Here is a 21,042-nt window from a genome sequence, read left to right on the forward strand (position 1 = left end):
GCGGATTCAATCACTATAGAACGAAGCGATGGCCGACGTCCTGTTCTACCACCTGACCGAATCGACGCTCGAGGATGCGCTGCCAGGCCTCCTGGAGCGCAGCATCGATCGTGGCTGGCGCGCCGTGGTGCAGACCGGCACCGAGGAACGCCGCGATGCGCTCGACCAGCATCTTTGGACCTTCCGTGACGATACGTTCCTCGCCCACGCAACCGATCGGGAGGTCCATCCCGGCGAACAGCCGATCCTGCTGACCACCGGCGACGGCAATCCCAATCAGGCCAAAATAAGGTTCCTCGTTGACGGCGCGATGCCGCCCGACCTTGGCGGCTACGAGCGCGCGGTGTTCCTGTTCGACGGCCACGATGCCGCCCAGGTCGAAGCGGCGCGGGGACACTGGAAGATGATGAAGGACGCCGGCCATGCCGTCACCTACTGGCAACAGACGCCAGACCGCCGCTGGGAGCGCAAGGCCTAATATACATGCCGCCCAAAAATGGCCTCGGTTTTGGGAGAGCGGCTGCATAAAAACAAAGATCTAAAGTAAAGCAAGTCGCCTGGACCGTTAAGTCGGCCCGCTTTACCAGTGGCCTGTCGCGGAAGACAGTATCTACTGCTTTGCCTTGATCCGGTCCATTTCCCTGGTGACGTAGTCGCCGTATTTCAATTTCATCGCCTCGTCCGACCGGTTGTGATGCGAACTCCTGAAAACATACCACTCGCCATCAGGTGATTTACGCTTGTAGATCACGTTGCCTGCCTGGCGATGCTCGAAGCAGGTCATCGAGCCCTTCACACCCCACGAGCCGTGCCATTGCGCGCGGTAGCACAACTTGCCGCCGCCGGGAATGAACCACATGCCATCGCCATAGCCCGACTTGCCTTTGTCGTGGGTCCAGGCGTCGAACTGCCGCTGTTTGACGGCAAAGAACCCGGCGCCCTTCTTGGCCCACAGCCACGAATGGTTCTGATAGATCTGGTAGACGCCTTCGTCGGGAACCGCGGTGGCTTTTTGCGCCTGCTCGGCGATTTTCGTCGCCGTTTTGGCTGTCGCGGGGATCTGGAAGGCAAGAACAAGAACGGAGCAGGCGAAGGCCGCTCCGAGACGATTTCCTAGTATTCGTTTCACGAAACCCCCTCCACGGATTGATTTATGCCATGCCTCAACCATCTTCCCGAACCGCTGGTTCGGGAAGGATCACGATCAAACAAGGAGATGGAGACCCATCCCGATCACGTCGGGATGGGTAGGCACGATGCGTCTACGGCAGGACGTGCTGGGTCACCCGCCAGTCGGGCAGACCGTAGCCATCCAGCCACGGCCACACTTCCTTCTGGTTGAAGTAGACGACCGAGGTCAACGCTGGGAACTCCGCATAGGATTTACGGGTATCTTCCTGCCACTTCGAGACATAGTCCTGCTTTCCGACATAGCCGAGTTCCGCCACCACGATCGGCTTGTTGAACCCTGCCACGCGGTCATAGCCGGGCTTCAGCATCTCGGCGAACGTACGGTCATGACCGGCCTCGTTATTGTCCTTTTTCTGCAGACCGAACACCGACAGGCCGATGACATCGACGTAACCGTCGCCAGGGTAGTATTTTTCCAAGCCCTCTTCGCCTTTGGGTGACCACATGTACTTGGCGGCCGGCGCGGCTTTGCGGCAAAGATCGACTTCGCGCTTGTAGGCGGAAATCCAGTCCTTGGGCGCCCAGTTGGCCCAGGTGAAGCGGCCGTTCTTGTCTTCCATCTCCTGCGCCCAGCGAATGGTCACCGGGCTCTTCATCTGTCCCACCAGGTCGCAGATCGCCTGCATGTTGGCGTCATATTTGCCGCCCAGTATGCCGTCGCGCAATTCGGGCGGGGTGATGCGCCAGTCCTTCGACCAGGTCCACGGCTCAATCGTGATCAGCAGCGAACGGCCGCGTTGCAGCGCATAGGCGTCGGCCTGTGGCAGCGTCGCCAGATCGACGTCCTCCCAGGGTAGGAACAGCTCCTCGATGCTGGCACTCTTGTCGGTGCTGAAGTCCCCATAGGGATCATAAGATCCGAATGCGGAGGCGGCGCTGCTCGTCTGAACGGGGTCCGTCCCTGCGACGGAGCCGGCGCCTCCTGCGGTGGGGAACGCGGCGCTCCCGCCCAATACCAGCGCGATTGCAAGTGCATTTGCTGCAGAGCGTTTCATGTCTGACCTCCCATGGCTTCAACTTCCCGCGGAAGTAAAGCTTCGCCCGTGCGCATCGATGTTTGATCGACACGACTATCCAAAACCAATAAGCCCTAATGGCGCAATCTGCGGGATTTCGGAGCGACCATCGGCGGGTGTGCGAGCCTTCGCACAGAGCCCACCCAAATTATCTCTCACGGCACCAACACCGAGGAGCTACTGAGAGAAGTTCGCCGCGATACTCACAAATTCGCGTCAATATCCCGATATATCATCACTAGCTAATTTAAGAGCCGGTCAGGGCCAAGAGTCAAGTGCAATTAACGGTTGCTTAACCTTAACACGCGCGACATGGTTAACGCTGCTAGCGGACCGGTTCCCTCCGAGCAGCCTCGCCCCCGTCAGCCGGCACTGAAAAATTTGCCGGCTTGTCCCGACAGGGCTGGTCGGTTGCGATTATTCTGCCCCGATTCAAAGGCGTCAGGTAACCAAGCCTCAGGGATCGTAGTTAACGAATACTTAATTTAGTTGACTCTAAGCAAGTGCGGGCTGATTCTGCCGCCGGGGTTTGAGAGCTTTCAGCCTTCTGTCGGCGGAAGCCCAAGTGGCGGCGAGTAAGTTATGAGTGCTTCCGTACAGGCACGCATCATCGGCCATACGAGCAGACGGGCGCATCGGTCTGAAGCGGCTCTGGCCGCCACTGCGCGGAAGGGGCCCTTTCTGGTGCCCGTTCTGTCGGCCACTCAGCAATGGATATTGAGACTCGCGCTGGCCTTCTGGTTCGTCACACTCGGGTTTTTCTGGATCTGGTGGCTGAAGCCCGAGCATGTCGAGCGTGTCGGGCCATACACATTCGCGACGCTCATTCTGCTCTGGCTCACGCTCATGCCGCTGTACTTCCTCTTGAATGTGCATGCGTCGAAGAAACCGTCCAAGCTTCACACGATCCCGAAGCGTTCTCGGGTCGCGATGGTGGTCACCAAGGCCCCGTCCGAACCGTTTGCCGTGGTTGCGCGCACGCTCGAAGCGATGCTGGCGCAGGATTACCCACATGACACCTGGCTGGCGGACGAGGACCCTTCCGGGGAGACGGTTCGCTGGTGCGAGGCTCACGGCGTGCTGATTTCGACGCGGCGCGGCAGGGAAGACTATCACCGCACGACATGGCCGCGCCGCACCCGCTGCAAGGAAGGCAACCTGGCGTTCTTCTATGACCACTATGGCTATGAGCGTTACGATTTCGTTGCTCAGATGGACGCGGATCACGTACCGACGCCGACTTATCTCAGGGAAATCCTTTATCCCTTCGCCGATCCCTCGGTTGGCTATGTCTCGGCGCCGAGCATTTGCGACAACAATGCCGCCGAGAGCTGGTCGGCGCGCGGCCGGCTGTTTCCGGAAGGGATGTTTCACGGCCCCCTGCAGTCCGGCCATACGGGCGGTGGAGCTCCGCTCTGCATCGGCTCGCATTATGCCGTGCGGACCAAGGCGCTGAAGCAGGCGGGCGGTCTCGGTCCGGAACTGGCGGAGGATCACTCCACCTCCATGCTGATCAACGCGGCCGGATGGCGCGGGGTGCACGCGCTCGACGCCATCGCCCATGGCGACGGGCCACAGACCTTTGCCGATCTCGTCACCCAGGAATTCCAGTGGTCGCGAAGCCTGGTGACGATCCTGCTCGAATATTCTCCCACATATTTTCCCAAGCTTCCGCCGCGGCTGAAGTTCCAGTTCCTGTTCTGCCAGCTCTGGTATCCGCTGTTCGCCGTCTTTGCGCTGCTGATGTACGTCACGCCGATGTATGCGCTGTTCACCGGGCGTAACTTCGCCAATGTCATGTACGCCGACTTCCTCGTCCACTATGTGCCCAACGCCGTCGCCCTGGTTGGCTTGGTTATGATGCTGAAGGCTTTCGGCCTCTCGCGCCCGATGACGGCCAAGACGATCAGCTGGGAAGGCACGCTGTTCCTCTTCTTCGCGCGCTGGCCCTGGGTGCTCGCCGGCACGCTGTCGTCGATCCGCGACTATCTGACCAAATCGTTCGTCGATTTCCGGGTCACGCCAAAGGGCAGCGGCCCAAAGAACCTGCTGCCGGCCCGCGCCCTCGCTCCCTATGTGGCGCTGGCGATCGGCGCGGCGCTGCCCGTGCTGCTCGTGGATCACCCCTTCGACGCCACCGGCTTCTACTGGTTCGCCGCCTTCAACGCCTTCCTCTACGGGCTTCTGGTGGTGGTCATCGTCGTAAGGCACGTCATCGAGAACAGGATCCCGTTGCGTGCCAATGCCGCGAAAGTCGCCTTACAGGCGTCGCTTGCCACGCTGGCGCTCGCCGTTCCGGCCGTGAGCTTCTACGATCGCGGCATGGAAGGCGTCTATGGCCTGCAGCAGGGCGCCGGCGGCCTCCGCATTGTCAGGATCGCCTATGTGGTTTCCGGCGCCGGCCAGGGCGACATCGGTGCCCGCAATTTCTACTTCGATCCAGCTTGGGGATCGCCCCGCTGACGCCGTGAGGCGTACGCGCGCAAGCAGCTTCCTGAATTGCATTTGGCTTGATGGCTGCCGGCGACCGCGGCAGTGGCGGGCGCGAGCTCAAAAGATCAAATTTTAATAATATCCGATCGAGCGCTGAAAGACCGCGCTCATCATGTCGCTTGCACGAATTTTAATAAGCTTCCTCTAATATTTGGCCACGATGTGAGCGGCGATGGGCTGCTCACGTGGCGCGGAAAAGCAAATAAGAGAGAATAGATCTCCGCGCTCCAGCAACTTGTATTCGTGGCAGGGGAAGGCGATGAAAAAATTTATGGAAAGCGGGGCAAGGATCGGCAAGAAATATGCCTGTGCATTTGCCGCTGTTGCATTGATCTCGATGGTGTCCGGTTGCCAGGGCATGGATGCGACCAGCTCGATCGGCACCAAGCCCGTGGTTCATACGCTCGGCAAGAAGGTGCACTACATCAAGAACAAGCGGCTGCATCTGATCAACCGCAAACCGCTCACACAAATGACCACCGTGACGCGCACGAGGCAGGAGGCCTATGCGGCCTTCGTGCGGCCGCAGCGGGTCGGCAGGCCGGCGCCGGTGAAGATTTCCTATAGGCCGGGCAATGGCGGCCCGTTCCTGGGTCATTCGCCCTGGATTTGCGGCCCGAGCGGTTTCGGCCAGCGCGCCAGCTGCCGTTCGCGTTACTAGAATCGAACCCAAAAGTGGCGGCGCGATTTGACTGAAGAGTCGGCCGCTCTGGTCTTCGCCGGGGGGCGAAAGTCGAGGGCGAGAGGTTGGCGCATGCGTTGCGCCTTGCCTCTTGCCCTCGACCGCCATTCTTGGCGACACCAGTCGACGAACCTTGCCAGCCCTTCCTCGGTCGGCACCTTCCTGGCAGCCGGCTGAGCCGGTCATCACAATCGGCATGGAACCTCCAGGGTGTTCCGATCAGGTCACGATGGCCGGCTAGGGCGTTGCCAGCCGTCATTGTCACCGGATGCCGGCCGCGGCCGCGCGACATAGGCCGATGCTCCATTCGCCTCGTGATAGACACGTGCCAGCATTTCCGCCAGGACGCCCGACGTCACCATCTGCACCCCGGCGATGAGCAGGAAGAAGCCGGTGAACAGCATCGGGCGTGTTCCGATGTCCTCCGCGAAAAGCAACTTGAGGCAAAGCAGGTAGGCGAGGATCAGCGAACCCAGCGCGCCAAGCACAATGCCGATGCCGCCGAAGAAATGCCCGGGCCGTGTGCGATAGCGCATGAAGAAATACATGAACACCAGATCGAGCACGACCCTGAAGGTGCGCGAAATGCCGTATTTGGATTGGCCGTGGATGCGGGCATGGTGCGTCACCACCTCCTGCGCGATGCGTCTGGGGGTCGTCACCGTGGCCAGCCAGGCCGGGATGAAGCGGTGCATCTCACCATAGAGCTTGACGCTGCGGATCACGTTGCCGCGATAGACCTTGAGGCTGCAGCCATAGTCCTTGAGGCGCACGCCGGTGACACGCGCGATCAGTGCGTTGGCGATGCGCGAGGGCAGTCTGCGCATGAAAAAACCTTCCTGGCGGTCCTTGCGCCAGCCGACCACCAGGTCGAGATCCTCGCTCAGCAGGCGGTAGACCATGCGCGGGATGTCGAAGGGATCATTTTGCAGGTCGCCGTCGATCGTGGCGATGACGTCGCCGCGCGCCGCGTCGATGCCGGCCTGCATCGCGGCGGTCTGCTTGTAGTTGCGCACCAACTCGACCGCATGCACATGCGGGCCGTAATGCATTGCCAGGCGCCTGATCTCGCTCACCGTCGCGTCGGTGCTGCCGTCATCGACCAGCACGACCTCCCACGGCTGGTCGTAGCGCTCCATCGCCTGGTGAATCCGTGCCAGCAACGGCTCGACGTTGTCGGCCTCGTTGTACATGGGTACGACGATGGACAGCGTATGGTCCGGCATTACCGCGCCGTCAGGCAGTCCCGAAGCTGGGATGGGCAATACGTTCATTGGGATGGCTTCCTTGCAGGTCCGACAGCCGGGTTCCCCGGCAGCGTCGATTTCGAGGGAAACAGCCAGGCGATCGCGCCCGTAGCGATAGCCGAGCAGAAGATGAACAGGTGCAGCGCCAGGGCCGCCTGCAGGCCGCTCTTCATCGCGATTCCGGATGTGAGCAGCGCCGCCGCCGCACCCGCTTCATAGGTGCCGAAGCCGGCGACGCCTTGCACTGGCAATATGGCGGCGCCTTCGGCTCCGACGACGCCGGGAAAGGCGGTGGTGAAAGATGTCCCCAATATCAGCGCCAGCAGCCATCCCTGCACGGTGAGCTTCAGCGACCAGTTGGCGATCGTCCACCACCAGCCGTAGCGGGAGCGCCCGGTCGCCTCGGTGAAGGTGTCGCGAAGCAGGCCGAGCTTGGCCACGATCCTGCCGCGCCCGGCCCAGTCATGCGGCGCGCGCGCCCAGCGCGGCAGGTACCAGGCCGCGGCGATCAAGGCGGCCACGCCAGCAATCCTTATCGCCGGATGCAGGCCGGGCCACACCGCCAGGGCCAGCACGCCGACGACGAAGGCATCCTGCAGCCTGAACCACAGCAGCGAGGCGCTGGCACGCATGATCGGTACGCCGAAGACCTGGCGCAGGAGGAGCGGAAAGGCTGTCTCGCCGCCACGGAAAGGGACGACGTTGATCATCGCATTGTGGATCAGGATAATGCGCAGGCAGGCGCCGAAGCGGCCATGCACTTCGTCGCGGAACTCGTCGCAGACGCGCAGCGCACGCAAGACATAGGTGACGAAAAACGCGATCGTCGCCACCGCGAACGTGCCGGGCGTGATGCGGTCGAAGGCGTCGCCGACCATGCGCCAGCGCGAGTCGCTGGCCAGCCAGGCCAGCAGGGCCAACGTCACGACTATCGAGATTGCCCGTTTCAACCAATTCTCCGCCGGTTTTCACCGCCGAGTTCCAGCGGCGGCATCGCGTGGCGCCCGAATATCCCTGGCGTCATCGGGGATCGGTTTGCCTGGCCCACCGCCTTGCCCGCCTTCCGCGGGCGAATGCGGGGCCGCTGACACGTCGGGACCATATCCTGTCCGAGGCCCGCGGCCCCAGACTGTCGCGGCTCTCATGGACGGGTGATCCTATAGACCAGCAAATCATCCGAATCCACAAGCTTGGTTGCGGTCTTGTCCAGATAGTCGATGACCCCGTCATGATGCTCGACGAACAACCGGTCCTGTTTGTCGGCTGCGTTCTTGGCCGTGCCGAACAGGTCCGCGCCTTGCGCGCGCAACTCCTCGAGCTGCGCGATCGCGGTAGCGTCGTCGGCGACGAATTTCGACCATTCGACATCGCCTCCGCCAGGCGGGAACACCCAGCCGCGCGCCCTGCTGTAGTAGACGGCGACGGGATCGCCGGCCTCGGGCGCGATAGCGACGACGAGGTCGCCCGGGCGCGCCAACCGCGCCAATTCCTCGCCAAGCAGCTTGCCTTTCATGGCGATCGGCGTCTTCATTGTCCTGACGAGGGGAAAGGTCGACCACACGAGTGCGATGGCCGCGATGCAGATCGAGCGCAGCACGACCGCCGGCGACAGAACGGTTCCCGATGCAAGAGCTGCCAGGAGAAGCGCGCCGCGGCCGCAGAACATCGCGAACGGCACATGGAAAATGTGGTAGTTCCAGGGATTGCTGGTGATCTCGCGCGCCGCCGCCAGGTAGACGGCCATGGCCGCGGCCAGCCAAACATAGGGAATGGCCGAAAGGGTGCGTCGCTTTGGATCTTCGGCGGGTCTGGGCGGCATCCAGAAGCCGATCGCGATCAGCACCATGAACGGATAGCCGTAGAACCACCAGACCGACGTGTTCCATACGGATTTGAAGTAGAAGCTGTTCCTGAAGAATGTCCAGAAGCCGGAATCCCAGATATAGCCGCTGCCGGCGACATGAAACGGCGGATAGCTGCGGCCGAGATAGATCGCCCAGCTGAAATAGGCGCCGATGATGGCCAGGCTCAAAAGCCCCGACAGGAAGACCCTGGTCGCCTGCTTCCACTTCTTCTCCAGCATCCAGCAGACCATCAGGTAGAAGATGACGGCGCCGGCGGCGAGGCCTGGCGGCTTCGACAGCACGCCGAGCGAGAAGCTGGCCGTGGCGAGCGGCAACAGCCAGCCGCTGCCGCCGGCCCAGTATTTCGCGAAAAGCCAGACGCCGAGCGTCACCAGGGCCAGCATCGCGGGGTCGGGAAGAAACGAGCTGTCGATCATGATCGCCGCCGGCATCAGCGCGTAGGCAAGTGCCGCGGCGTGGGCGTGCGTCTCGCCCCAGAACAGCGCCGTTAGTCTGTGTAGCGAAAACACCGTCACCAGACCGAAGAAGGCCGCGACCATGCGCCCGAACCAGTCGTGCCAGCCAAAGAGTTGGTAGAGCAGGGCAGTCAGATAGCTGACGATCTGGAACTCGCGGCCCTGATAACTTGGCCCGGGCCCGGTCCAGCTGATCTCGGGGAAGAAAATGTTCCAGCTGTGCTGCTGGAAATTGTCGGCCATCATTGCCGTGCTCGTCTCGCGCCAGCTGAAGGCGTCGACCAGCGGCAAGGTTATGTTGTGGAACCTGAACACGACCGCAATGAACAGGATCCCCAGCAAGATCGCCGTGTTGGGGTTCAGGTAGTCGCGAGCAGCCGTATCCCGGCCGGCCGACTGCCGCAGGTATTGCTGAACTTCGGCCTGATCCAATTCCGGGTCGTCCGTCATTTGAAACCGCGTCCTCTCTGATGTCCGCGGATTTTGTTTTTGCGCGCGATTGTCAAAGGTGCGGCAGTATACGACGCAATCCCTAATTTTGACGACAGCGGCTATGCGTGTCTCGAATAGTTGTTGTCGTCGGCTTCGCGAACGTTGACATCGCGGTTCTCGCGGCTGTTAAATAGTTCGCATGGCTGTCGCGCCGATAGCGCCGCCGTGGGTCAAACAGACATGCGAATGCCAATTGTGCAGATAGCTCCGACCAGATCGCCGCCGCCAGGTGTCGACCGTCGGCGACACAAGGAACGTCGTCGGTTCGCAAGTTGCGCGCAGTTTCTGTTTCTCCTGGCCCTCTTCGGCCAGACGGTTCTTTCGGGAACGGCGCACGCGGCTGCCGCCAAGGACAGCGCACCCGCGCAAGCGAATAGCGCAACTGTTCCGACAGCCTACGAACTGCAGCTTCTATATGCCGACCGCACATGGGTATGGAAGAACGGAGCGGCCTATTTCGCGCAGGGCGATCGACACCTCAAGGCCTGGACATCCGGGCAGGACACGGCATCTGTCGCGGAGGGCAGATGGCTGGTGACCAGCGGCGGCAAGATGTGCATGGAGCTCGCCTGGCGGTCGAAGGGCTACACCGGCAAGCAGCATCGCACCTGCTACAGCCACCGGATCCAGGGCGGGAACATCGAGAAACGCAAGGATCCGGATGGGGAATGGTACAGTTTTAAGCGATCCCCCGAGGGTCTTTCCGACGAAGACCGGAAGTTCGAAACAGGCGACACGAAGGGCGCGCGGTTCGAAGAGGCCCGCAAGCTGGTCGATTCCAAGAATTAGGCGGTGTTCAGCCGCGCTGAGACACGGCCGGACCCGCCCCGGAGGCTCCCCCAGTCTTGGTCCCTGGTGGTACCGTTCAGCATGGCCGGCAAGAGCCATGACGCCAATGACTCTCGCAACCCGCTTCCGACAATCCAGACGGCTCATGCCGGAGTGCCTGTCAAGGAACTGGCGAATCGCTTATGGTGAAGCATCACGCGGTTCGGCGGGTGCGGTCGGCACGCCGACCGCCGCTTGATATCATCCAATCGTATATGACAGAACGACAAGATGGTGGGGCCTACCATACGGTTTTGATGAAATTTAATAATTAGTGATGTCTAATGTTCAGGTGTGATGTGCGAAGGGTCACTCATACGGCGTGAAAGCGGCGAAGGCATAGGTATGTCGCGACGCGCTCTTGGATTACACTTGATAGCAAGGGACAAATGATGAACAATTCGGCAATGGGCGCGTTTCGCCCAAGCAAAAATATCGTATCTATTGTTACGGCTGCAGTGATGAGCTTTATGGTTGCGGGTTGCCAGGGGATGGATGCGACCGAAACCAATTCGGTTCTCATCAAGCCTGTGGTCCATGCGGTCCGCAGCGAGCCCGCGGTCCAGCCGGTCCAAGCTGGATACTTCGTACGTTCGCTCAGAGCCGAGCCTCAGATCCTGATGACCAGCACAGTTCGAACGACCGAAAGAGATTACGCCTTTGCATCGCCGATCAAAGTCCGCACGCCGGCGCCGGTGAAGGTCTCTTTCAATCCGGGCAGTGGCGGCAGGTTCCTGAGCGGTTCGCCTTATATCTGCAGCCCTAGCGGGTTTGGCCAACGCGCGAGCTGCCGCCCCCGCTATCTCTGATCTATCGAGCCGCGGCCGAAGCTGCCGCCTTGATCGGCGGCAGCTTCATCGGCTTTGTCTCCAGCCCAAAAAATGGGGCAGCCGTTCTGACGATCGTGTCGATGTCGGAGAGCTCCGGCACGAAGCCGAGATGTTCGCGTGCGCTTCCCGGATCGGCGTAAAGCTCCGCCGGATCTCCCGGGCGCCGGTTCCTGAACACGGCCGGGACGGATCTTGACGTCATACGGCCGACCGCCTGGACAATCTCCTTGATGGATACGCCCCGCCCTGTGCCGAGGTTGACCGCCAGGCTTTGTCCGCCGCCCTCGAGATAAATAAGGGCCTTCAGATGGGCGCGGGCCAGATCGCTGACGTGGATATAATCGCGTACGCAGGTGCCGTCCGACGTGTCATAGTCCGTGCCGAAAACCTCGATCTCGTCGATGATGCCTGATGCGGCCATGAGCACTCTGGGAACAAGGTGCGTTTCCGGCGAATGCCACTCACCAAGTTCGCCGTCGGGATCGGCGCCGCAAGCGTTGAAATAGCGCAGGATCACGAATTTCATTCCGTATGCGGACGCATAGTCGGAGATGATCTGTTCGCCCATCAGCTTGGTGCGCCCGTAAGGGCTGATCGGATTTTGCGCGGAGGTCTCGCAAACGGGCAACGCTTCCGGCACGCCGTAGGTTGCGCAGCTGCTGGAGAAGATGATGTTCTCGATTGAGTTCGCACGCGCCGCATCGAGCACCGCGATGGTGCCTGTCACATTGGTCGAATAGTATTCGGCCGGCTGGTGAACGGATTCTCCGACATAGGCCAGCGCCGCAAAGTGGATGACCGCCGTCGGTTGATATGTCTTCATCGCGGCCCGCAGCGCGGTCTGGCTGCGGATGTCGCCGACGACAAGCGGACCCCAGGCGACGGATTTCTCGTTGCCGCGGCTCAGATTGTCGAAAACCACCGGCAAATAGCCGGCGGCGGCCAGCAGCTTGCAGGTGTGGCTGCCGATGAAGCCGGCCCCACCTGTCACCAGGATTGCCGCACGGGTCATGAAGCCGTGGCTCCTTTGGCCAGCTGGCTTCCGTAAAGCAGGGTATCAAAATACTCGACGGTACGTGCGAGCCCCTGGCGCAGGCCGACTTTCGGCTCCCAGCCGAGATTGGCCCTGGCAAAGGAAATGTCCGGCTTGCGCTGTCTGGGATCGTCGATCGGCAGTGGCCGATGCACGATCTTCGATTGGGAGTTGGTGTAATCAATGACCAGTGTCGCCAATTCCATGATGGTGAATTCGCTGGGGTTGCCGAGGTTGACCGGGTGCGTGGGCGCACTCGGCGTATTCATCAGCCGGACAAAGCCCTCGATCAGGTCATCGGCATAGCAGAACGAACGCGTCTGCAGGCCGTGGCCATAGACGGTCAGGTCTTTGCCCTGCAGCGCCTGGACGATGAAGTTCGAAACCACGCGTCCATCATCGGGCTGCATGCGGCGGCCGTAGGTGTTGAAAATGCGCGCGACGCGGATATCGAGGCCATACGTTCTCGAATAGTCGAAGAACAGGGTTTCGGCCGAGCGCTTGCCTTCATCGTAACAGGACCGCGGTCCGTGCGTATTGACGTTGCCGAAGTAGCTCTCGGGCTGTGGGTGCACAAAGGGGTCGCCATAGATTTCCGAGGTCGAGGCCTGGAATATCTTGGCATTGTTCTGGCGCGCGAGCTCCAGAAGGTTCAGCGAACCAAGCACGCTCGTCTTGAAGGTATGAATCGGGTCTGCCTGGTAGTGCGGCGGAGAGGCTGGGCAGGCGAGATTGTAGATCTCATCGAACTGAAGACCCGAAGGCAGTGTATCGACGATATCGTGCTCGATACACATGAATCTCGGATTACGCAGAAGGGTATTGAGATTGTATCTCTTGCCGGTGTGGAAATTGTCCAGCGCGACGACGTCGTATCCGTCCCGCAAAAGGCGTTCGCATAAATGCGATCCTAGAAATCCAGCACCTCCGGCGACCAGGGCGCGACTTCGGTTTTGGTTGGCGCCCCTTTGGCTGCCGGATTCCAGTTTCAGAACCTTGATGAGCTTACTCATGCTTTCCCCGCACGCATCGCACACGCTATCGCCCAGCCGGACAAAGCATTGCCCAGCCACTTCCATGAGAACGCGGCAAACCTCCGCATCCGCGGAATCGCCATCACTGATGTGCTTTAATTGTCCTTTGGGGTTCGCGAAGCTGGTGCCGCTACACGATCTATGTGCCGCCGCTCAGCATTCTCCGTGCCCCGAAATCGCGATCACACGTCTGGTGCCATCATCGTCGATTGCTCGCCCAAATTGCACATCCCAACGCATCAAAAATATACCTGTGGAAATTATAGTCAACTAAATTAGCAATTCCTTAATCATGTCTGTTTACGAATGGTTAATCATAAAGCCGATGTCGGCTTCTCCAGGCCGAGCCATAGGCGTCCAAGGACGATTCTCTTTGTAAATCAGCGTATTGGCTCGACCATCGCAAATTAGATAGTCGGACGAGGCATGCTCGTTTTAAGGCAGACTCAGAGCTTGGCAGCGAGGAATTCCAAAAAAGAACCGGTGAGACGATCTGGGGCGCGCGCCCGAGCCAGTGGTCCCATCTTGCCAGAAAGTGTCCACGCGCATTCATTTCATTGGAGAATGCCGGTCATTATCGCAATTGCGTTTGAGCGCATAGGTAGAACCTTGTCTGCCTTGTTGTGCGGCCATGCCGCCGATCTGGTTGCTGCCCCGTGTGATCCGCTTCTGGGGTCTTCTCGGTCGCGCGCTCCAGCGGCCCGAAAGCCGGGGCATCTGGCCATCGCCTTTTGATCGTCGGGGCGCTATTGGCAAGGTCACGATAGCCTGTGGTGATATGAATGCGCTCTCTGTTTGTCCTGATCCTGCTCGCTGGCACCGGCATCGGTGTCATCTATCCCTGGGCGATGAGCAATTTCTCCGGCCATGAGATCGGCACCTGGCGGGTCTATGAGCAGGGCCGCTTCAAGCCGCGGACGGTGCCGCTCGGCAGCCGCGACGCGCCGGTGCGGGTGCTGGTCGACCTGACCGCAAGAGCCGAACGCATCGTCTCGCAGCAGCGCACCGTGCTGACGCTGACCGCCGCCAGCAGTGGCCGCACGGTGCTCGCCTCGACGCTCCAGTTCAACCATTCCGACAATCCGCGCCAGGCCAGCCCCCAGCTGCCAGACAAGATCTTTCGCGACGAGGCCGGCGTGATCGAGACCATCAGCCCAGGCCCTTATATCTTCACCGTTGGACTGGGTGATGCCGACGACATACCGATGCGAGCGGTCGATCTCATTTTGCGCTCCGGTGTCGGCGAGATCGACAGCCGTGCGCGGCCGGTCGGCTTCTCGCTGGTGGCGGTCGGCTTGATCGGGTTTTTGCTGACTTTGCGCACTCGTGGCGGCCGGCCGGAAAATCCGAACTCGCAGCCGCCACCGCCGCGCTGGGGCAGGGGCTGATGCAAGTCGCCCAAAGTGTGCAGCGGTTTTGGGACAACGACATGCATAACGGCACCGAACCATGAACTACCGCCATGCCTATCACGCCGGGAATTTTGCCGACGTCGTCAAGCATGTCGTGCTGACGCGATTGCTCGAGTATCTGAAGCAGAAGGACAAGGCGTTTCGGGTCATCGACACCCATGCCGGCATCGGCCGCTACGATCTGTCGTCGGTCGAAGCGCAGAGGACCGGTGAGTGGCAAGGCGGCATCGGCAGGCTGATCGATGCCCAGTTTGCCGCGCCGGTGGCGGCACTGCTTGCGCCGTATCTGGAGACGGTGCGGTCGCTCAACCCCGAGGGCGGCATCCAGAAATATCCGGGCTCGCCGCTGATCGCGCGTCACCTCATGCGCAAGCAGGACCGGCTGACGGCGATCGAGCTGCACCCCAAGGATGTCGCGAAGCTGAGGACGCTTTTTGCCGGTGATTTCCAGGCCCGGATCATCGAGCTCGATGGCTGGCTGGCGCTTGGCGCGCATCTGCCCCCGAAGGAAAAGCGCGGCCTGGTGCTCATCGATCCGCCATTCGAGGAAACGGGTGAGTTCGAGCGCCTCGTCGACGGGCTCATAAGGGCGCACAAGCGGTGGCCCGGCGGCATCTATGCGCTGTGGTATCCGGTCAAGGACCGCAAGGCGATCATCGCCTTCCGCAAGGCGCTGAAGCAATCCGGCATCCCGAAGCTGCTCGACATTGAATTCGAGATCAGGCCGGCCACTTCGGAGCCCAGCCTCGACGGCAGCGGCCTGCTGGTGGTCAACCCGCCTTTCACGCTGGAGGGCGAACTGCGGACGCTGCTGCCGGCTTTGCACAGGCTGCTCGCCGTGGGAAAGCCGGCGCACTGGTCGCTGGAATGGCTGGCAGGCGAGCAGGCTTGACGGTGAAGGGCTTCAGATCTCGCCATTCGGCGCCAGGTGCGAAAATGCCCGCGTTCCGGCAGGGTTGAGAAGGCGGGCTCCTTAACAACCCGGGCTCGCGCTAATCCGGCTTTGGCCAACGCGGTTTCAACCTGGGAAACCATTGTTTCCGCAACCGCTTGACCGCCGCCAAGCGAATCCGCACAGTGCGCGCAATCGACCTTGAGAGGCTGTCATGACTCGCTTCGCCAAATCCGCACTTGCTGTCCTGATTTCGCTCTGCACACCGCTGGCCGCGCCTCTCGGTGTCACCCAGGCCGTGCAGGCGGCCGACCTTGGCGTCTATTCCGACGACGATGGCGGCATCTGCGGCGAAGCCTGGGTGCTGAACAAGATCACCAGCCGCTTCTCCTACCAGGTGCACCACGTGCCGCATCTGCCGGATGTGCGGATCACCGATTTCCAGCGCATCCACCAGCACCGCTATCTGCCGGCCAACGATACCTGGCCGATCGGTCGCCGCTACTGCGGCGCCACCGTCAGTCTCTCCGACGGCCGTGACCGCACCATCTGGTACCTGATCGAGGAAGGCCAGGGTTTCGCCTCGATCGGCGACAATGTCGAATTCTGCGTCTCGGGCTTCGACCGCTGGATGGTTTACAACGGCCGCTGCCGCGTCCTGCGCTGAACGCGGCGCTTTCTGTCTCCAATCACTTTTCGCGCCCGCGGCCCGATCGGCCGCGGGCGTTTTTCCGTGCTGTGTTGACAGAAGATGCGATCCGCCGCATAGCGATGAGACAGACCTGTCTCATCACTGGTAAGCGTCATGACGTCATCGCCTGCTTCCGACAAACGCCAGCACGTCATTGAAACCGCCTACGCGCTGTTCAAGCGCGCCGGCTTTCACGCCACTGGCATCGACCGGATCATCGCCGAAGCCGAGGTGGCCAAGATGACGATGTATCGGCACTTCCCGAGCAAGGACGAGTTGGTCGTCGAGGTGCTCGACTACCGCGCCGTGCGTTTCGACCGCCAGCTCGACCGGCTCGCCCAGGAGGGCATCACGCCAGAGCAGAAAATCGGAAAAATCTTCAGCTGGCATGAACGTTGGTTCCGCAGCCCGGATTTTCATGGTTGCCTGTTTGCACATGCGCTGGCCGAGTTCGGCGATCCGGGGCATCCGGTATTCAAGGCTGCCGCCAGGCAGAAGAACGGCCTCAAGCGGCGCATGCGGTCGATCCTCGAGGAGGTAATGCCGCGCGGCCGCGCCGAGAGTGTGGCGGCGACACTGCTGATGCTGATCGAAGGGGCGACCTTGCTGGCGCAGATGGGGCAGGCGGACACCGCCATTCGCGACGCCCGCAAGGCGGCCCTGGGCATCATCGCTGCTTCGCGCAGGCCGCAATGAGCCCATTGGTCATCGGGCTCGCGCTGTTTGCCGCGATCCTGCACGCGACCTGGAACGCCTTTCTGCGAACCGGGACCGACAGGTTGTGGACCGTCACCGTCATGAGCCTTTCCAGCACGGCGCTTGCCATTCCCTTCGCCGTCTTCAACGCCCTTCCGGCCGCGCCGGCCTGGTTCTATATCGTGCTCTCGGCCTGCCTGCAGGTCGGCTACAGCGTGTTTCTGGTGGCCGCCTACAGATATGGCGAGCTGGGACAGGTCTATCCGATCGTTCGCGGCAGCGTGCCGCTGCTTGTCACGCTCGGCGGATTTTTCCTGGCCAGCCAGCAGCTCACCATGCCGCAAACAGCCGGCGTCGCGCTGGTCGCCGGCGGCATAATGTGTCTTTCACTCGGAAGGGGCAGGGCCGCCACGACATCGATCCTTTATGCGCTGGCAACGGGCGCGATCATCGCCGCCTATGCGACAGTCGATGCGATCGGCGTTCGCGCGGCGGGAAATGCCGGCGCCTATACCGCCTGGGTCCTGCTGATCTACGGCGCCTTGCTATCGGCGACCTTCGTCGCCTGCCGTGGCCGCCTTACTGTCGACCCGCGGGCACCGGAAACCTGGAAGGCGCTGGGCGGCGGCCTGTTCGCACTTCTGGCCTATGGCGTCGTGGTCGCGGCCTTCGCGCTCGGGCCGGCCGGCCCGATCACCGCGATCCGCGAAACCAGCGTCGTCTTCGCGGCCTTCATCGGGCGCCTGTTCCTCGGCGAGATGCTGACGCCGCGGCGGGTCGGCGCCTGTGCCATTGTCGCCCTCGGCGCCATCTGTCTTGGCTATCAGCCGTGAGGAAAATCCGCATCGCGACGATCCTGAATTTTCCTGATGTCGCCGACAGGCAAACTGGCTAATCAGAACGCCCGAGAGCAACAGTCGCTTTCGGGGTCTTAATGGACCTTGCCACCATCCTTGCTTTCGCTACTGCCTTCTTCGTCTTCGCTGCCAGCCCCGGACCGGACAACATGACAATCGTCGCGCGCACCATCTCCAGCGGCGCCGCCTCGGGTGTCGCCTATGGTGCACGCACGGTGGTTGGCGTTCTCATCTTCCTGATCCTCGCCGCCTTTGGCCTGTCGATCATCGCGGCGAAGATGGCGATCGTCATGATGGTGCTTCGTTAAGGCGGAGCGGCCTATCTGATCTGGATGGGCATCAGGCTGTGGACCGCCGTGCCCGTCGTGCAGAACTGCAACCGTCTCCGGACGACACGGGCTGCTGACGATTTTTGCCACCGGCATCGCGCTCAATCTTGCCAATCCGAAAATGCCGCTGTTCTACGTGGCACCGCTGCTCAACGTGGTCGGCGCATCGCTCAACGCGGATCATCTCGGTGTGTTGATCATGATAGTCCTGGCCGTCGAGGTCGTGGTGATCGGCGGCCATGTCATCCTCGCTGGTCGCGCCCGCTCCCTGTTGCACACGCCGAAGATCATGCGTCGGGTGAACCGCGCGGCGGGCGGTGTGAATGATCGGCGCCGGCGTCGCCGTGGTCGCACGCGCTGAGAGATACGTGCGATCGCCACGCTATCTTCCGCGCGGCGCCGCCTCGGCCCGATCGAGAATTTTGCGCAAGAACGCGGCGTGGCCGCGGAACGCGCGCCGTCCGCTCGTCGTCGCCCTGATGCGCGTTTGCGGCCGGCGCCCGACGAACAGTTTTTCGATATCGACATAGCCGGCCCTGGCCAGCGTATCGAGATGCGCGCCGAGATTGCCGTCGGTGACGTCCATGATGGCCTTCAACTGGCTGAAGTCCAGCGTTTCTCGCCTTTCCAGCATATTCAGGGCGGCCATGATCCTGAGCCGAGTGCTCTGGTGGATGATTTCGTCGGCACTCATCGGTCAGCTCCGATGCGGCGTCGCCGGAGACCTCCAACGACGCTGCCGCCATGAGGCGCCGTCTCGGCAATCTCGAACAGTGACACCGCCGCTCGCTCCTGCGTGATCGACATTGAAGCACTCCCCTTTCCTCTTGCAGAATACTCTGCGATGTAGAGTAGTCTGTCAATTCACGAACAGGCCGGGCGATGGGATCGTGCTTGACAAGGTCAAGCAGCGATCGGTCATCTCATTGAAGTGTAGATCGCCAGCTCGCACGAGATGATCGCGCCGTTAAAGCAGCAGGTCATGATGTCAGCAGCCGGAGATCGATGCGCAAAGCTGGCGGCTGATCTTCACAGCTTCGCCGTCGCAGGGTGTGGAGAATGTCAGCTGCACACTCTAGGCAGTGATCGAAGATCAGCAGCGGATTTTTACGATGGTCAGCGCGATCGTGTGCCATTCGTAACCAAAACTTAAGCTGCGAAAATCAGTCTATTGCTTCGCTGGCTAGCAAGCCGCGAGTCAGATATGCATGAGCGCGCCAGGTCATTACGACCGTCGGCACAACGGAAGGGGCATCGCATGGCTAAGCAGTCATCCAAAGCGCCGGCGTCCAAGGCACCGGCAAAGAAAGCACCCGCAAAAGCAGCGACGGCGAAGGTCGCGGCTGCAGTGAAGAAAGCAGCACCTGCTGCCAAGCCGAAGGCCGCGGCGGCCAAGGCAAAAGCAGCGCCGGCCAAGAAGCCGGCGGCAAAGGCAGCGGCAAAACCGGCAGTGAAGAAGGCAGCACCTGCCAAGGCAGCGGCAAAGCCGGCTGCGAAGGCGGCACCGGCCAAGAAGCCGGCCGCGAAGGCTGCGGCAAAACCCGCGGTGAAGAAGGCAGCAGCACCTGCCAAGAAGCCGGCTGCGAAGGCTGCGCCTGCCAAGAAACCGGCAGCGAAGGCTGCGCCGGCAAAGAAGGCGGCGGCAGCGAAGTCTTCAGCCCCGGTGAAGAAAGCGGCACCCGCGGCCAAGCCGAAGGCAGCACCCGCGAAGTCCGGCAAGAAGTAATCGCGTCCTCCCTCGCCGGGGGCAGTGTCGAAACAGTCAAGGGCGGTGCCTGACAGGCGCCCCGCTCGTTGCTTCGGCATTCGGAAGGCGAGAACAGAGGCGGACGGAGGATATCTTTTCGCAGCTCCCAGGACTTCGCCATAGGGCGAAGTCCGGTGGGGTTTTTTTGTATCATCGATGGCGGATCAAATGTCGGCGTGAGGCTTTTCAGTCTTGGTTGTTGACCGGCTGATCCGCGTGCCGTCATCTTCTGCCCCCGTACGGAATTCCGGTCGGCTGCCTGGGTGATGAAGTGACTTTGGATCTCACGATTCGCAGAGCGGACGAGGACGGCGCGGAAGCCGTGAGCCACGTAATCCCAGCAGTTCTGCGACAGTCCAATGACTTGCCCGTGGCTCGCTGGCGGCCGGGTTTTCCGTTTCTGGCCATTGCTCCATCGCGCCCGATCGGTCAACACTGCCCGCCTGCAAAACAGGAAACCGATCCATGCCGAAGCTGCTCTACGCGTCGTCTTCTCCCTACAGTTCCAAGGTACGGATGGCGGCAGCCTATGCCGGCATCGCGGTCGATCTGGTGCCGATCAAGACCGACGAGAAGCCAGCCGACTTGATGATCGCCAACCCACTCGGCAAGATCCCGGTTCTGGTGCTCGATGACGGCCGCTCCATCCATGACAGCCGCGCCATTACCCAGCACCTCAACCGTTTGTCGAAGAACGCGTTGTTTCCGCGCAATCCCGACAAGCGGCTCGAGGCGGAAGTGCTGGAGGCGTTGGCGGACGGCATTTGCGACTGTGCGCTGTCGATGGTCTATGAACGGCGCACGCGGCCTGAGGAGATGGTCTACCAGCCCTGGCTCGACCGCCAATGGGGAAAGATCACGGCGGCACTCGATCTGCTCAACGCCAACCCGCCGAAGCTGCCGAAGAAGATCACTGCCGGCCAGATGGCGTTGCGCGCCTGCCTTGGCTATCTCTCATTGCGCTTTGCCGGAAAATGGGAGAAGGGCCGCGCCCGGCTGACGCGCTGGGCGGCACGCTTCGACGAGAAATTTCCAGAACTGAAGCCCTGCATTCCCGGGTGATCCACTTGATCACCCGGGTGATCCGCTTGATCCCCCGATCTCCCGGGTGATCGATTCGATCTCCCGCGTGATCATCCGGACACAAAAAAAGCCGGGCGCGAGGCCTAATGCAGTTCACTTAAGTTGGGCTGGATGAGGATCTGGTAAGACCTATCGAGCAGGATGGAGATTCGTTTCCATCCTGTTCGTG

The 21,042-nt window shown here is 61.4% G+C and carries 20 protein-coding genes and 1 pseudogene; 13 read left to right on the forward strand and 8 right to left on the reverse strand.

What is annotated here, in order from left to right; translation table 11 throughout:
- The first annotated feature begins 28 nt into the window (after nt 1–28).
- Nucleotides 29–478: a DNA polymerase III subunit chi gene (locus NKH02_RS19750; RefSeq protein WP_352880849.1), complete on the forward strand. Its 450-nt coding sequence runs from the start codon at nt 29–31 to the stop codon at nt 476–478.
- 132 nt (nt 479–610) lie between these two features.
- Here the strand turns inward: NKH02_RS19750 and NKH02_RS19755 are convergent, their stop codons facing one another.
- Nucleotides 611–1,129 carry a DUF995 domain-containing protein gene (locus NKH02_RS19755; RefSeq protein ID WP_352880851.1) on the reverse strand — a complete coding sequence of 173 codons (519 nt, stop codon included), beginning with the start codon at nt 1,127–1,129 and terminating at the stop codon, nt 611–613.
- 133 nt (nt 1,130–1,262) lie between these two features.
- Nucleotides 1,263–2,186 (reverse strand): glycoside hydrolase family 26 protein, encoded by a 924-nt coding sequence (locus NKH02_RS19760; protein ID WP_352880853.1) that lies wholly within the window; start codon nt 2,184–2,186, stop codon nt 1,263–1,265.
- 603 nt (nt 2,187–2,789) lie between these two features.
- Between NKH02_RS19760 and NKH02_RS19765 the strand changes: the two genes are divergently transcribed.
- Entirely contained in the window at nt 2,790–4,670 is a 1,881-nt protein-coding gene (locus tag NKH02_RS19765; RefSeq protein ID WP_352880855.1) for a glycosyltransferase family 2 protein, read from the forward strand.
- A 289-nt stretch (nt 4,671–4,959) separates the two neighbouring features.
- The gene (locus tag NKH02_RS19770) at nt 4,960–5,361 is read left to right on the forward strand and encodes a hypothetical protein (RefSeq protein WP_352880857.1); all 402 of its coding nucleotides are present in this window, start codon (nt 4,960–4,962) and stop codon (nt 5,359–5,361) included.
- Between the two features lie 245 nt (nt 5,362–5,606).
- Here NKH02_RS19770 and NKH02_RS19775 read toward each other — a convergent pair whose 3' ends face one another.
- From NKH02_RS19775 to NKH02_RS19785, 3 genes are all read right to left on the reverse strand, one after another.
- Nucleotides 5,607–6,608 (reverse strand): glycosyltransferase family 2 protein, encoded by a 1,002-nt coding sequence (locus tag NKH02_RS19775; protein WP_352880880.1) that lies wholly within the window; start codon nt 6,606–6,608, stop codon nt 5,607–5,609.
- Between the two features lie 44 nt (nt 6,609–6,652).
- A complete protein-coding gene (locus NKH02_RS19780; RefSeq protein WP_352868119.1) occupies nt 6,653–7,579 on the reverse strand; it encodes a lysylphosphatidylglycerol synthase domain-containing protein in 927 nt (308 codons plus the stop codon).
- Nucleotides 7,580–7,770: 191 nt separating this feature from the next.
- Nucleotides 7,771–9,399 (reverse strand): ArnT family glycosyltransferase, encoded by a 1,629-nt coding sequence (locus tag NKH02_RS19785; protein ID WP_352880859.1) that lies wholly within the window; start codon nt 9,397–9,399, stop codon nt 7,771–7,773.
- A gap of 144 nt (nt 9,400–9,543) precedes the next feature.
- On the opposite strand from NKH02_RS19785, the gene NKH02_RS19790 reads away from it, so the two are divergent.
- Nucleotides 9,544–10,230 (forward strand): DUF995 domain-containing protein, encoded by a 687-nt coding sequence (locus tag NKH02_RS19790; protein WP_352880861.1) that lies wholly within the window; start codon nt 9,544–9,546, stop codon nt 10,228–10,230.
- 428 nt (nt 10,231–10,658) lie between these two features.
- The gene (locus tag NKH02_RS19795; RefSeq protein WP_352868113.1) at nt 10,659–11,078 is read left to right on the forward strand and encodes a hypothetical protein; all 420 of its coding nucleotides are present in this window, start codon (nt 10,659–10,661) and stop codon (nt 11,076–11,078) included.
- Nucleotide 11,079: 1 nt separating this feature from the next.
- On the opposite strand, the gene galE is transcribed toward NKH02_RS19795, so the two are convergent.
- Nucleotides 11,080–12,111: a UDP-glucose 4-epimerase GalE gene (gene galE / locus NKH02_RS19800; protein WP_352880863.1), complete on the reverse strand. Its 1,032-nt coding sequence runs from the start codon at nt 12,109–12,111 to the stop codon at nt 11,080–11,082.
- Nucleotides 12,108–13,145: a UDP-glucuronic acid decarboxylase family protein gene (locus NKH02_RS19805; protein WP_352880881.1), complete on the reverse strand. Its 1,038-nt coding sequence runs from the start codon at nt 13,143–13,145 to the stop codon at nt 12,108–12,110. Before NKH02_RS19805 ends, galE begins: the two co-directional genes overlap by 4 nt.
- A gap of 803 nt (nt 13,146–13,948) precedes the next feature.
- Between NKH02_RS19805 and NKH02_RS19810 the strand changes: the two genes are divergently transcribed.
- From NKH02_RS19810 to NKH02_RS19835, 6 genes and pseudogenes are all read left to right on the forward strand, one after another.
- Nucleotides 13,949–14,554 (forward strand): hypothetical protein, encoded by a 606-nt coding sequence (locus NKH02_RS19810; protein ID WP_352880865.1) that lies wholly within the window; start codon nt 13,949–13,951, stop codon nt 14,552–14,554.
- A 61-nt stretch (nt 14,555–14,615) separates the two neighbouring features.
- Nucleotides 14,616–15,470 carry a 23S rRNA (adenine(2030)-N(6))-methyltransferase RlmJ gene (locus NKH02_RS19815; RefSeq protein ID WP_352880867.1) on the forward strand — a complete coding sequence of 285 codons (855 nt, stop codon included), beginning with the start codon at nt 14,616–14,618 and terminating at the stop codon, nt 15,468–15,470.
- A gap of 214 nt (nt 15,471–15,684) precedes the next feature.
- On the forward strand, nt 15,685–16,137 hold the full coding sequence (locus tag NKH02_RS19820; RefSeq protein ID WP_352868102.1) for a hypothetical protein: 453 nt from the start codon (nt 15,685–15,687) through the stop codon (nt 16,135–16,137).
- A gap of 138 nt (nt 16,138–16,275) precedes the next feature.
- On the forward strand, nt 16,276–16,857 hold the full coding sequence (locus NKH02_RS19825) for a TetR/AcrR family transcriptional regulator (protein ID WP_352880869.1): 582 nt from the start codon (nt 16,276–16,278) through the stop codon (nt 16,855–16,857).
- The gene (locus NKH02_RS19830; protein WP_352880871.1) at nt 16,854–17,690 is read left to right on the forward strand and encodes an EamA family transporter; all 837 of its coding nucleotides are present in this window, start codon (nt 16,854–16,856) and stop codon (nt 17,688–17,690) included. The genes NKH02_RS19825 and NKH02_RS19830 overlap by 4 nt, the downstream gene beginning before the upstream one ends.
- 101 nt (nt 17,691–17,791) lie before the next feature.
- Nucleotides 17,792–18,396, forward strand: a pseudogene (locus NKH02_RS19835) (LysE family translocator); the annotation flags it as partial.
- 29 nt (nt 18,397–18,425) lie between these two features.
- Here the strand turns inward: NKH02_RS19835 and NKH02_RS19840 are convergent.
- On the reverse strand, nt 18,426–18,737 hold the full coding sequence (locus NKH02_RS19840; protein WP_352868094.1) for a transcriptional regulator: 312 nt from the start codon (nt 18,735–18,737) through the stop codon (nt 18,426–18,428).
- Between the two features lie 564 nt (nt 18,738–19,301).
- Here NKH02_RS19840 and NKH02_RS19845 point away from each other — a divergent pair.
- On the forward strand, nt 19,302–19,769 hold the full coding sequence (locus NKH02_RS19845; protein WP_352868093.1) for a hypothetical protein: 468 nt from the start codon (nt 19,302–19,304) through the stop codon (nt 19,767–19,769).
- Nucleotides 19,770–20,255: 486 nt separating this feature from the next.
- The gene (locus tag NKH02_RS19850) at nt 20,256–20,852 is read left to right on the forward strand and encodes a glutathione S-transferase family protein (protein WP_352880873.1); all 597 of its coding nucleotides are present in this window, start codon (nt 20,256–20,258) and stop codon (nt 20,850–20,852) included.
- The last annotated feature ends 190 nt before the right edge of the window (nt 20,853–21,042 follow it).

Origin of the sequence: Mesorhizobium sp. M1396 (assembly GCF_040317725.1) — a bacterium.
GTDB lineage: Bacteria > Pseudomonadota > Alphaproteobacteria > Rhizobiales > Rhizobiaceae > Mesorhizobium.